This is a genomic window from Edwardsiella tarda ATCC 15947 = NBRC 105688 (genome assembly GCF_003113495.2).
GTDB classification, from domain to species: domain Bacteria; phylum Pseudomonadota; class Gammaproteobacteria; order Enterobacterales; family Enterobacteriaceae; genus Edwardsiella; species Edwardsiella tarda.
This window is the reverse complement of sequence record NZ_CP084506.1, coordinates 3,002,802-3,014,569: the sequence shown is the minus strand read 5'-3', so window position 1 is coordinate 3,014,569 and position 11,768 is coordinate 3,002,802. Positions and strand designations below refer to the sequence as shown.

Here is an 11,768-nt window from a genome sequence, read left to right as displayed (position 1 = left end):
GAATGTTAGTTCATTCATTTAAATGTGTGATGCATTTTGTTTTTTACCAATACAAACCGTCAATATGTTGACTTACTTAGAATTAGTTACTAGTGAGAACGATGACGTCACTTGGGGCTAAAAAGGTAAATAAAATCGAATAGTTCATCAGCGTTAATGCTAACGGTGGCGTTCTGTGAGCCGGGCGCTAACGCGATGAACGCACGTAACCGGTGAGTGAGGAGAAGCGATGAAACGAGTTGGCGTAGTACTCAGTGGCTGTGGTGTGTTCGATGGCAGCGAGATCCATGAAGCGGTATTAACGTTGCTGGCGTTGTCTCGTGCCGGCGCACAGGCGGTATGTTTGGCGCCGGATCGGGAACAGACGCAGGTGATCGATCATCGGAGTGGGGAGGCGGTTGCAGAGCGGCGCAATATGTTGGCCGAAGCGGCGCGTATCGCTCGGGGTGAGGTGACCCCCTTGGCACAAGGGGATGCCAGCCAACTGGATGCCTTGATCATTCCGGGGGGCTTCGGTGCCGCGAAGAACTTGAGTAGCCTGGCAAGCGATGGGGCGGCGTGCTGGGTGGATAGTGATCTGCAACGCTTGGTCAGGGAGCTGCATCAAGCCGGTAAACCGCTAGGCTTTATCTGTATCGCGCCGGCGCTATTACCCAAGTTGCTGGGGGCGCCAGTGCGAGTGACTATTGGCAACGATGCGGGAACCGCCGCCGTCATCGAGGCCATGGGGGGGCAGCATGTTGCCTGCCCGGTGGATGAGATCGTGGTGGATACGGCACAACGCGTGGTGACCACACCGGCCTATATGTTGGCTGGCTCGATTACCGAGGCGGCGCAAGGGATCGACAAGCTGGTGGCACAGGTGCTGGAAATGACTCGATGAGGGAAACCGCGACGCTGCGCCGCGTTGGGCGAGGTGTGCGGCGCTGGTGCGGGCGCGCGTGTGTTGCGTTGATCGGGATGTGGCTCACCGCCCTATTGTTGTTCGCCATTCTACCGGTGCCTTATTCGGCGGTGATGATACAACGTCAGATCGGCGCCTGGCTGGAGGTGGATTTTAGTTATGTCGCTCATCAGCGTTGGCGGCCGCTTTCGGCGATCTCGCCGGAGATGGCCTTGGCGGTGATCGCCGCCGAAGATCAGAAATTTCCTCAACACTGGGGATTCGATCTGGGCGCCATCGAGCGGGTATTGGATCGTGCCGATGAAGGGCGTCGGCCATTGCGCGGCGCCTCGACGCTCTCTCAACAAACGGTAAAAAATCTGCTGTTGTGGGATGGCCGTAGCTGGTTACGTAAGGGGTTGGAAGCGGGCCTCACGTTAGGTGAGGAGTTGCTGTGGAGTAAGCGTCGTATATTGACCGTCTACCTGAATATCGTCGAGTTCGGTCCGGGTATCTTTGGGGTGGAGGCGGCAGCCCAGCATTACTTTCATAAGCCTGCCAGCCGCTTGACGGCTAGCGAGGCCGCGTTGTTGGCGGCGGTACTCCCCAATCCGCACCGTTTTCATGTCCAGGCTCCCTCGGGTTATGTCTGGCAGCGTCAACGCTGGATCCTGCGGCAAATGCGTCAATTGGGGGGAGAGAGCTTCCTGCGGCGTAATGATCTGTAGCGCTTGCTACGCCCCGCGTTGGCGGGGCGTAGCGGGGAGGGTTACTTCAACAGCGTAAAGGCGGTAGTGACGTGTTTCACACCGCTGACGCGGCTGGCGAGCTGTGCCGCCGCTTGCCCTTCTTTCGGGGTGACCAGACCTAACAGGAAGACCTCGCCATTTTCGGTGGTGACCTTCACGTTGGTCGACTTCACCTGATCGCTGGCGAGCAGTTGAGAACGCACCTTGGTGGTGATCCAGGCATCGGCCGAGGCGGTCCCCAGACTGACGGGATTCCCGCGTCGAATCTCATTGTAGACCGCTTTGGTGCCTTCGACGCCCATGGCAATCTGCTTGGCGCGGTTGATCAGTTCTTGGCTCGGTGCCTGCCCGGTCAGCAGAGCCTGGCCTTGATAGGCGGTGACCACCACACGCGCCTCTTTCTTCAGCTGTGCATCTTTGCTCAGGGCATTGGAGATACGCGCCTCGAGCGTACCATCGTCGACTTGTGTACCCACGCTACGCGGATCGCTGGCGGCCTGCGTTGCCATAGTGGCACTGCCGATCACGGCGGCAACACAGCCTTGCAAGAGCAACGCGCTGAGAACCAGCAACAGGGGGAAACATCGGGTTAGGGGAAAACGCATCGTCATGACGACTCCTTCAGTCAGCCTGATGAGGGAACAGGGTGTTATCGATTAAATCGCACAGGCAATTGACGGTCAGCATGTGCATCTCTTGAATGCGGGTGCTGCGATGGGATGGAATGCGGATCTCCACATCCTGCTGCCCCAGCAGCCCAGCCAACTCGCCGCCATCATAGCCGGTCAATGCCACGATGGTCATATCGCGCGTCACCGCCGCCTCGACGGCCTTCACGATATCACGGCTGTTGCCGCGGGTGGAGATGGCCAACAGGACGTCACCGGCATGCCCGAGGGCACGCACCTGTTTGGCATAGATCTCATCGTGGAGGCGATCATTGCCTATCGCGGTTAAGACCACGCTATCCGCATTAAGTGCGATCGCCGGCAGGCTAGGGCGCTCGGTTTCAAAACGGTTGATCAGCGTGGCGGCGAAATGTTGAGCGTTGGCCCCCGAGGCTCCGTTACCGCAGCACAGAATTTTATTACCGTTGAGTAGCGACTGCACCAAGGTCATTGCCGCGCGGGAGATGGCATCAGGCAGGGCCTCGGCGGCGGCAATTTGAGTTTGAATGCTTTCAGTAAAACAGCCTTTGATTCTTTCCAGCACGGTAAGTATCCATTGATTCAGAAAAGCCTGAAAAGCGAGCATGCGCTTCAGACAAATGCATTGGGCAGCCATTGTAACTGCCCGCCGGTGATTGCCAAAACGTCAAAACGGCAGTCTGCCGTTTCTAGGCTCTGATTGTGTGCCGCCAGCCAATGGGCGGCGGCGCGTAATAGGCGTCGTTGCTTGCCTCTATCGACGCTAGCCGCGGCACTACCGTAACGGTCAGAGCGGCGGTAACGTACCTCAACGAACACCCAAGTCGCGCCATCGCGCATGATCAGATCGATCTCACCGCCAGGTAGGCGCACATTCGCGGCGTGAAAACGCAGCCCGGCGCGCTCCAGATAGCGGCGCGCATGCCGCTCATGGTGCGCGCCGATCTGCGACGTGCTTACTGTACCGGGACGATGCTGCCCTGTTGGTACTGTAGCCATGGCAGTTTCCGCTGGATGACGCAGTCCGAGTTGGCGCTTAGCATCCCGGTCGCGCCCTTGACTTGGAAGCCGGGGATCTGACGCATCTGGGTAAAGTGGTTCGCCAGCGTCCATGCGTCGGCCCCCATGGCGTATAGGCGCATCAGCGAATAGTCGTTGCGGTACTGAGCCGGGGCCTGTTGCAGGATGGCGGGATCGCTACCGGCCAGCAACGGAATATCGCTGAACTGTATGCCTTCCATCTCTAGGCGGTAGTCGGGACCGGCCCCAGCCTGATAGCTGCGTGAGCTGGCATATAGCCCGATGCCGTTATGGGTCCCATTAGCCAGGTCGATCATCGGCTTGATTAGCGTCAGCTCGGCCGGGGTGGCGATGATGTAAACCGCGTCCACATTGCCACCACTCGCGGCAGGCGGTTGCGCCGGTGCCGGGATGGTTAGGCCTGCGATGGTGACCGAGGCGGACTGGGCGGGAGCGACCATGACCGGTTGCCCGGTCAGACGGATACCCGTACCGCCGTTGATGGTACTACGCAATTCGGCGCTGGAGCCAAAGGTCTGTTGCAATACCGTTCCACCTCCGAGGGATTGCCACTCACTGGCGAATGCCTTCGCGACGCGATCCCCCAGCGGAGTGCGTGGGATCAGCAGTAACGGCGTGCGTTTACCCTGGTCCCAGATGTGGCGTGCGGCATCGCGTGCTTCATCTTCGGGTGATAGCGCGAAGTAACAGATATTGGCCTGATTCTTGACCTGCTCCGGCTGATTGAGCGCCAGAATATTCAGGGGTGTAGAGAGGCTGGCGAGTTGCTCGACGTTGTTCTTTAACAGCGGACCGACCACCAGGCTGGCGCCGCCTTGCTGTGCCTGAGCCAATAGCGCCGGCAATGGGGTCGTGCTGGTGTCATACACTTGGATATGGGCGTCGGGGTTGCCGGGGCTGACGCTAGGGGCGACGGGATCGCCTGCCGCGTCCAGTTGCGGTTGCGCTGCCGCTACGCTGGCGTCGCTAGGCGCCGCTGCCGCGCTAGGCGTATCGGTTGTGCCGCTCTGTGCGCTAGGGCTGACGGCACCAGCGGCGTTGACGTCCGCGGGTGCTGGCGTACTGCCTGTCGCCGCCGCCGGTGTAGCCGAGACGGCACCGGATGCTGCCGTCGCGCCGCTAACTGGTGTGGCCGCTGCACTTTGGCTGAAGGCGCCATTCTTTGCCGCGTTGAAGCCAGCCTCGATGGCATCGGAGAAGGCCTTCGCCTGACCATTCAGAGGCAATAGCAAGGCGATGTTCGCGGTGGAGGCTGCTTGTAGGTGCAGAATGTTATCCAGGGCGGAGGGCAGCAACGCCGCCGCCGGGTTGTTAGGGTAACGCGTCTGCCAGTCCTTAATCGCCGCTTTAAGCAGCGCCGGATCTTGGCGGTTATCTTGATATAGACGTAGTAGATCCAGCCAGCCGCGTAGGACATCCTCGTTGGCATTGATCACCATGCCGTTGAGATCGGCCTGGCTAAGCCCACTGAGCGCCGCCCAAGTCGCGTCGATGTTGGCCTTACGCTGGGCATCTTGCGTCAGTAACGGTTGCAGCGCGATGTAAGCACGGAGTTGCGCCAGCGTGGTTTTTCCCGATGTCGCGGCGATCAGCGCCTGGTAGTAGCGTTGTTGCTGCACTGGGGTGAGTTGGCTGACATCCAGCTTGGCGAGCAGTGCATTGGCCTGTTGCGGCGCCTGGCGGGCGATCGCCAACTCGGCGCCGACCAGTTGTTGTTCCTGGCGTTGCGCCTCGCTCAGTTGTTGCGGTAATTGGCCATACAGTTCGGCCGCCTGGGGCAGTTTTCCTTCGCGCAGCAATGCACGAATGGCAAGTAATTGCCAATCAGCCTTGCTATCATCGCTACTTTGCTGCATCTGCTGCAAATAGTAGGCGGCGGATGCGGTTGCCTCGCTCTGAACGGGGGCCGGCGGCGTGGTGGATTCGCGCCCGGCGCAGGCGGCCAATAACATGGCGGCCAGAACCAGCGGGATGAGGCGTCCGGACTTGGTGCGGACAGTGATTGAGGAAAGCATACTGTACCCAGTGAATTTTTTTCAGAATGCTCAATATTAAATCGACAAACCGGATGAAACAATGAATCAAAACGATCAGGCTGCCATTTCTGCAGCGACGCTGTATGTGGTGCCGACGCCGATCGGTAACCTTGGGGACATTACCCAGCGGGCGTTGGCGACACTGAAGGCGGTCGATTTGATAGCGGCAGAGGATACCCGTCATACGGGAATGCTGTTACAACATTTTGCTATCAATGCGCGTTTCTTCGCATTGCATGACCATAACGAACAACAGAAAGCCGATCTGTTGATCGACAAGTTGCGTGCCGGACAGAGCATTGCCTTGGTATCCGATGCCGGCACACCGCTGATCAATGATCCTGGCTACCATTTGGTTCGTCGTTGCCGTGAGGCGGGGATTCGCGTGGTCCCCTTACCGGGCGCCTGCGCCGCGACTACCGCGCTGTGTGCGGCCGGGGTACCCTCGGATCGTTTCTGCTATGAAGGCTTCTTGCCTGCCAAGAGCAAGGCGCGACGCGATCGTCTGCGCGCTCTGCAGCAGGAGCCCCGCACGCTGATCTTCTATGAGTCGACGCATCGTCTGCTGGAGAGTCTGGAGGATATGGTGAGCGAGCTGGGTGGCGCGCGCTATGTGGTGCTGGCGCGCGAGCTGACCAAGACCTGGGAAAATATTCATGGTGCGCCGGTCGCACAACTGTTGGCCTGGGTGCGCGAGGATGAGAATCGGCGTAAGGGTGAGATGGTACTGATCGTCGAGGGCTATCAAGCCGACGAGGAGGCCTTATCCCCCGAGGCGCTGCGTACATTGGCCTTGCTCCAGGCGGAGCTACCGCTGAAAAAGGCGGCGGCATTGGCGGCCGAGATCCACGGCGTGAAGAAGAATGCGTTGTATAAATACGCACTCGCGCAGCAATCAGGTGACAACGACGCCTGAATAGCCTATCATCCGCGCCGGAGTTGACCAGACAGTCGCCGCTGTGTCGTCGTCCCTTCGGGGAGACGGGCGCAGGGGAGGAAAGTCCGGGCTCCATAGGGCAGGGTGCCAGGTAACGCCTGGGGGGCGTGAGCCCACGACAAGTGCAACAGAGAGCAAACCGCCGATGGCCCGCTGCAAAGTGGGATCAGGTAAGGGTGAAAGGGTGCGGTAAGAGCGCACCGCGCGGCTGGCAACAGACCGTGGCACGGTAAACTCCACCCGGAGCAAGGCCAAATAGGGGTTCATAAGGTACGGCCCGTACTGAACCCGGGTAGGCTGCTTGAGCCAGTGAGCGATTGCTGGCCTAGACGAATGACTGTCCACGACAGAACCCGGCTTAACGGTCAACTCCCTCCATCTAAAAACCCCGCTTCGGCGGGGTTTTGCTTTTTGGGGCGCTTAGGGGCGTGAGCTGGGCGATGGGGGCCTTGGGACATCCGCCGGCGATTCCTCCACCGAGCCCGTCTCGTTGCCATCCTGCGTCTGCGGTTCCTCGATCGGGACGTTAGCCGTCAATAGATAAGAGGACTGCTGCCAACGGCTGCGCTGTGTCTGTAACAGGGTGCGCGCCAGGATGATGCCGATGGCCAGCGCCAGCAGTATCATCAGCCGTAGCAGGTTGGTGGTGTTATCGACCTGCTGTGACTCGGTGGCCAGTACATGCGTATCCAGCGTCAAGCGTAAGAAGCCGAGCGGGCCATCGTGGCCGTCGATCGGTTGGACGATCTGATGATTAAAGTAGCTGCCCGCCCGTTGTCCATCCAACGCCAAGCGATCACGTACCTTGATGCGCTCCCCGGCTTGTGCCACCAACGTCCCGTTTAGGGCGTAGACACTCGCGTCCAGGATACGGCTATGGCGGGTCAGCCCCTCAAGGATCGGCGCGATGCGTTTGCTGTCCGGCGAGTCATCATTCATAAACGGTGTCAGGCGGGCGGCGACCTGTTGCGCCAGGGTTTGCGCTAACTCGCCGACCTGATCGAGCCTTGCCCGTTGATGGCTCAGACTAAAGTAGGATGCCCCCTGCAGCAAAATGACTAATAATGCTAAGCAGATCAGAACGATAGCTGTCCTATGCAGGCGGAAGCGAAGTGTGGCCTTAACCATGGAGAGATCCTGTACACCGGTAATGACTTTATGTTGCCAGAAGCCTTAACGATAGGATAGCTTGAGGCTCGGTTTTGACGCATGGATGGTGTTTGAGAGGAGTGGTTATGCCCAATAGTCTTACCTTTTGCGATCTGCCCGCGGAGATCTATCGCTGGCCCGGCCTGCCGTTGTCGCTGAGTGGCGATGAGGTGATGCCGTTAGATTATCGTGCCGGGCATACCGGGTGGCTGTTATATGGGCGTCATCTGGATAAGGCGGCGTTGCATGCCTTTCAGCGCCGGTTGGCCGCGCCGATGGTGGTGGTGGCGGCATGGTGTATCGAAGATTATCAGGTGGTACGCCTCGCCGGCACGATGCCGCCACGTGCGGCAGCGATCGCCATGGAGCAGGGCTTCGATGTGGCGGTGCTCGGTCGTCTGCCTCACCTGCGTTCACCGGGCCTGTTAGTGATGGATATGGACTCTACCGCCATCACCATCGAATGTATCGATGAAATCGCGCGTCTGGCCGGTGTGGGGGGCGAGGTGGCAGCGGTGACCGAACGTGCGATGCGTGGTGAGTTGGACTTCGCTGCCAGCCTGCGGCAGCGTGTCGCGGCGTTAGAGGGGGCCGATGCCGCCATCCTGCAACGCGTGCGTGAGGGGTTGCCACTGATGCCGGGGCTAACTAGCCTGGTGCGTAAACTGCAAGCCTTCGACTGGCATGTGGCGATCGCCTCGGGCGGTTTCACCTACTTTGCCGATCACTTGCGTGAGCGTTTAAACCTGCACGCAGCGGTGGCAAACGGACTCGAAGTGCGTCATGGACGCCTGACGGGGCGGCTGGAGGGGCGTATCGTGGATGCGCAATGTAAGGAGGACACCCTGTGTGATCTGGCGCAGCAACTCGGCACTCCTCTGGCGCAGACGGTGGCCATCGGCGATGGCGCGAATGATTTGAAGATGATCCAGCGCGCGGGATTGGGTATCGCCTATCACGCCAAACCTTGTGTGTACGAACGCGCGCCGATGGCCATTCGTCACGCGGATCTGATCGGCGTGTTGTGTGTGTTAAGCGCGACCCTGAAACACGAAGAGCGTTAACAGCTGTATGCATTCACAGTATTTTCATCCATTTCTTGCTACACTGAGCCTCTGTGCTGGCACGGCGAGTCCGGGAAAGCGAGTGTGGTGTCCAGCTAGGGCGTGACGTGGCACGGTGGTGTGAACAGTAATAAGGAGAGTGGCGGTGGCGAAGGCGGTAAAACGAGCTTTTGTCTGTAACGAGTGTGGGGCCGACTACCCGCGTTGGCAGGGGCAGTGCTCGGCCTGCCAAGCGTGGAACAGTATCAGCGAGGTGCGGCTAGCGGCGGCACCGGCGGTGCGTGGGGCTCGCCTCTCCGGTTATGCCGGCGATGCCGGCGGCCTGAGCAAGGTCCAAAAACTGTCGGAGATCAGCCTGGAGGCGTTGCCACGCTTCTCCACCGGTTTCGTCGAGTTTGATCGCGTCCTGGGGGGTGGTGTGGTGCCCGGTAGCGCCATTCTGATCGGCGGGAATCCCGGCGCCGGTAAGAGTACTCTGTTGTTGCAGACCCTGTGCCGTCTGGCGCAGCAGATGAAGACTCTATATGTCACCGGCGAGGAGTCGTTGCAACAGGTGGCGATGCGCGCCCATCGTCTCGGTTTGCCGACGGAGGGGCTGAATATGCTGTCGGAGACCAGCATCGAACAGATTTGTCTGATCGCCGAACAGGAACAGCCGAAGCTGATGGTTATCGACTCGATCCAGGTGATGCACATGGCCGATATTCAGTCGTCGCCCGGTAGTGTGGCCCAGGTGCGTGAAACGGCGGCCTATCTGACGCGCTTCGCTAAGACGCGCGGGGTGGCGATCATTATGGTTGGCCATGTGACCAAGGATGGCTCGTTGGCCGGGCCGAAGGTCTTGGAGCACTGTATCGATTGTTCGGTACTGCTCGATGGCGACGCCGACTCGCGCTTCCGCACCCTGCGCAGCCACAAGAACCGCTTCGGTGCGGTCAACGAGTTGGGGGTGTTTGCCATGACCGAGCAAGGGCTGCGTGAGGTCAGTAATCCCTCGGCCATCTTCCTCAGCCGCGGCGAGGAGATCACCGCCGGTAGCTCGGTGATGGTGGTCTGGGAGGGAACCCGTCCCTTGCTGGTGGAGATTCAGGCGCTGGTCGATACCTCGATGATGTCTAACCCGCGCCGGGTGGCGGTGGGATTGGAGCAGAACCGGCTGGCGATTCTGCTGGCGGTGCTGCACCGTCACGGTGGGCTGCAGATGGCCGATCAGGATGTGTTCGTCAACGTAGTCGGTGGGGTGAAGGTGGCGGAGACCAGCGCCGATCTGGCGTTGCTGATGTCCCTGGTCTCCAGCCTACGAGATCGGCCCTTGCCACAGGATCTGGTGATCTTTGGGGAGGTGGGGCTGGCGGGCGAGGTACGCCCGGTGGCGAGCGGTCAGGAGCGTATCATTGAGGCGGCAAAACATGGCTTCCGCCGAGCGATCGTGCCTCATGCCAACGTGCCGAAAAAGGCCATCCCCAACATGACGGTCTACGGGGTGAAGAAGCTGTCGGACGCCTTGGATATTCTGCAAGACTTGGCCTGATAGTCGCACCATAAATAAGGGCTCCCGTGGGAGCCCATTTGTCGATCAGACCGCCGCTTACTTGGTGATCTTCTTGTACTTGATGCGGTGCGGCTGCAACGCCTCGGCGCCTTGGGTGCGCTTCTTGTACTCTTCGTATTCCGAGAAGTTACCTTCGAAGAACTCAACACGCCCCTCATCCTGGTAGTCGAGGATATGGGTGGCGATACGGTCGAGGAACCAACGGTCATGCGAGATCACCATCGCGCAGCCCGGGAACTCTAACAGGGCGTTCTCCAGTGCACGTAGAGTCTCGACATCCAGGTCGTTGGTCGGTTCGTCGAGCAGCAGCATGTTGCCGCCGACTTGCAACAGCTTGGCCAAGTGCAGGCGACCACGCTCACCGCCAGACAGTTCGCCGACGCGTTTACCCTGATCGGTGCCCTTGAAGTTAAAGCGGCCGACATAGGCACGGCTGGCGATCTCGAAGTTACCGATACGCATGATGTCTTGCCCGCCGGAAACCTCTTCCCACACGCTTTTCTTATCATCCATCGCATCACGGAACTGATCGACAGAGGCCAGCACCACGGTTTCGCCCAGGGTGATGTCGCCGCTGTCCGGTTGCTCTTGCCCGGAGATCATACGGAACAGGGTCGATTTACCGGCGCCGTTCGGACCGATGATGCCGACAATGGCACCCTTAGGTATGGCGAAGGAGAGGTTATCGATCAGTTGACGATCGCCGTAGGACTTGGACAGGTTGCTGACCTCCAGCACCTTGTCGCCCAGACGCGGTCCCGGCGGAATAAACAGCTCGCTGGTTTCGTTACGCTTCTGGTAGTCGGTATTATTCAGCTCCTCGAAGCGCGCCAGACGGGCCTTGCCCTTAGACTGACGCCCCTTGGCGCCCTGACGCACCCATTCCAACTCTTTCTCAATGGATTTACGACGAGCGGCTTCGGCGGAGGCTTCCTGCGCCAAACGCTGATCTTTCTGCTCCAGCCAAGAGGAGTAGTTCCCCTCCCACGGAATGCCTTCGCCGCGGTCCAGCTCCAGGATCCAGCCGGCGACATTGTCCAGGAAGTAACGGTCGTGGGTGATGGCGACCACGGTACCTTCGTAGTCGTGCAGGAAACGTTCCAGCCAGGCGACGGATTCGGCATCCAGGTGGTTGGTCGGTTCGTCGAGCAGCAGCATGTCGGGCTTTTCTAGCAGCAGACGGCAGATGGCGACGCGGCGACGCTCCCCCCCGGAGAGGTTGGCGATCTTGGCATCCCAGGCCGGCAGGCGCAGGGCATCGGCGGCACGCTCCAACTGGTTGTCCAGGTTGTGACCGTCGTGGGATTGAATGATGGCTTCCAGCTCACCCTGCTCTTTGGCCAGCTTGTCGAAATCGGCATCCGGGTCGGCATACAGCGCATACACCTCGTCCAGACGGGTCAACGCCCGCTTAACTTCACCGACGGCTTCTTCCACCGCCTCGCGTACGGTCTGCTCCAGATTAAGTTTTGGCTCCTGCGGTAGGTAGCCGATCTTGATCCCGGGTTGTGGGCGAGCCTCCCCTTCGATCTCGGTGTCGACCCCTGCCATGATGCGCAGCAGGGTGGATTTCCCCGCACCGTTCAACCCCAGCACGCCGATTTTGGCACCCGGGAAGAAACTGAGGGAAATATCTTTCAGGATGTGACGCTTCGGCGGGACGATTTTGCCGACGCGGTTCATGGTATAGACGTATTGAGCCACGTTGCT

11 protein-coding genes and 1 other RNA gene are annotated in these 11,768 nt (G+C 59.8%); 6 read left to right on the top strand and 6 right to left on the bottom strand.

Annotated features, from left to right (window positions below):
• Window positions 1-229: 229 nt before the first annotated feature.
• Window positions 230-883, top strand: a complete 654-nt coding sequence (elbB, locus tag DCL27_RS13945) for an isoprenoid biosynthesis glyoxalase ElbB (protein ID WP_035599616.1) — start codon at window positions 230-232, stop codon at window positions 881-883.
• The gene (gene mtgA / locus DCL27_RS13940; protein ID WP_035599611.1) at window positions 880-1,611 is read left to right on the top strand and encodes a monofunctional biosynthetic peptidoglycan transglycosylase; all 732 of its coding nucleotides are present in this window, start codon (window positions 880-882) and stop codon (window positions 1,609-1,611) included. The genes elbB and mtgA overlap by 4 nt, the downstream gene beginning before the upstream one ends.
• 41 nt (window positions 1,612-1,652) lie before the next feature.
• Here mtgA and dolP read toward each other — a convergent pair whose 3' ends face one another.
• From dolP to DCL27_RS13920, 4 genes are read right to left on the bottom strand one after another with little or no spacing between them, the layout of a single operon-like run.
• On the bottom strand, window positions 1,653-2,243 hold the full coding sequence (dolP, locus tag DCL27_RS13935; RefSeq protein WP_228594439.1) for a division/outer membrane stress-associated lipid-binding lipoprotein: 591 nt from the start codon (window positions 2,241-2,243) through the stop codon (window positions 1,653-1,655).
• 10 nt (window positions 2,244-2,253) lie between these two features.
• Entirely contained in the window at window positions 2,254-2,844 is a 591-nt protein-coding gene (gene diaA, locus DCL27_RS13930) for a DnaA initiator-associating protein DiaA (RefSeq protein WP_005297367.1), read from the bottom strand.
• 47 nt (window positions 2,845-2,891) lie between these two features.
• Window positions 2,892-3,278 carry a YraN family protein gene (locus DCL27_RS13925; protein ID WP_005297370.1) on the bottom strand — a complete coding sequence of 129 codons (387 nt, stop codon included), beginning with the start codon at window positions 3,276-3,278 and terminating at the stop codon, window positions 2,892-2,894.
• A complete protein-coding gene (locus DCL27_RS13920) occupies window positions 3,236-5,335 on the bottom strand; it encodes a penicillin-binding protein activator (protein ID WP_035599608.1) in 2,100 nt (699 codons plus the stop codon). Before DCL27_RS13920 ends, DCL27_RS13925 begins: the two co-directional genes overlap by 43 nt.
• Before the next feature lie 61 nt (window positions 5,336-5,396).
• Between DCL27_RS13920 and rsmI the strand changes: the two genes are divergently transcribed.
• Window positions 5,397-6,272 carry a 16S rRNA (cytidine(1402)-2'-O)-methyltransferase gene (gene rsmI, locus DCL27_RS13915; protein WP_005281779.1) on the top strand — a complete coding sequence of 292 codons (876 nt, stop codon included), beginning with the start codon at window positions 5,397-5,399 and terminating at the stop codon, window positions 6,270-6,272.
• Window positions 6,273-6,291: 19 nt separating this feature from the next.
• Window positions 6,292-6,670: RNase P RNA component class A (gene rnpB, locus DCL27_RS13910), an RNA gene on the top strand.
• A gap of 43 nt (window positions 6,671-6,713) precedes the next feature.
• Here the strand turns inward: rnpB and DCL27_RS13905 are convergent.
• Window positions 6,714-7,421: a YtjB family periplasmic protein gene (locus tag DCL27_RS13905; RefSeq protein WP_005281781.1), complete on the bottom strand. Its 708-nt coding sequence runs from the start codon at window positions 7,419-7,421 to the stop codon at window positions 6,714-6,716.
• 107 nt (window positions 7,422-7,528) lie between these two features.
• On the opposite strand from DCL27_RS13905, the gene serB reads away from it, so the two are divergent.
• Together serB and radA are read left to right on the top strand one after the other, a co-directional pair.
• Window positions 7,529-8,506 carry a phosphoserine phosphatase gene (gene serB / locus DCL27_RS13900; RefSeq protein ID WP_035599605.1) on the top strand — a complete coding sequence of 326 codons (978 nt, stop codon included), beginning with the start codon at window positions 7,529-7,531 and terminating at the stop codon, window positions 8,504-8,506.
• 145 nt (window positions 8,507-8,651) lie between these two features.
• Window positions 8,652-10,037 carry a DNA repair protein RadA gene (gene radA, locus DCL27_RS13895; protein ID WP_035599602.1) on the top strand — a complete coding sequence of 462 codons (1,386 nt, stop codon included), beginning with the start codon at window positions 8,652-8,654 and terminating at the stop codon, window positions 10,035-10,037.
• A gap of 57 nt (window positions 10,038-10,094) precedes the next feature.
• Here radA and ettA read toward each other — a convergent pair whose 3' ends face one another.
• Window positions 10,095-11,762 carry an energy-dependent translational throttle protein EttA gene (gene ettA, locus DCL27_RS13890; RefSeq protein WP_035604712.1) on the bottom strand — a complete coding sequence of 556 codons (1,668 nt, stop codon included), beginning with the start codon at window positions 11,760-11,762 and terminating at the stop codon, window positions 10,095-10,097.
• Window positions 11,763-11,768 lie beyond the last annotated feature (6 nt).

What these genes read in the sequence shown, in the direction of transcription:
- elbB (WP_035599616.1), top strand. Translation starts at nt 230, where the DNA reads ATGAAACGAGTTGGCGTAGTACTCAGTGGCTGTGGTGTGTTCGATGGC.
- mtgA (WP_035599611.1), top strand. Translation starts at nt 880, where the DNA reads ATGAGGGAAACCGCGACGCTGCGCCGCGTTGGGCGAGGTGTGCGGCGC.
- dolP (WP_228594439.1), bottom strand. Translation starts at nt 2,243, where the DNA reads ATGACGATGCGTTTTCCCCTAACCCGATGTTTCCCCCTGTTGCTGGTT.
- DCL27_RS13925 (WP_005297370.1), bottom strand. Translation starts at nt 3,278, where the DNA reads ATGGCTACAGTACCAACAGGGCAGCATCGTCCCGGTACAGTAAGCACG.
- DCL27_RS13920 (WP_035599608.1), bottom strand. Translation starts at nt 5,335, where the DNA reads ATGCTTTCCTCAATCACTGTCCGCACCAAGTCCGGACGCCTCATCCCG.
- rsmI (WP_005281779.1), top strand. Translation starts at nt 5,397, where the DNA reads ATGAATCAAAACGATCAGGCTGCCATTTCTGCAGCGACGCTGTATGTG.
- DCL27_RS13905 (WP_005281781.1), bottom strand. Translation starts at nt 7,421, where the DNA reads ATGGTTAAGGCCACACTTCGCTTCCGCCTGCATAGGACAGCTATCGTT.
- serB (WP_035599605.1), top strand. Translation starts at nt 7,529, where the DNA reads ATGCCCAATAGTCTTACCTTTTGCGATCTGCCCGCGGAGATCTATCGC.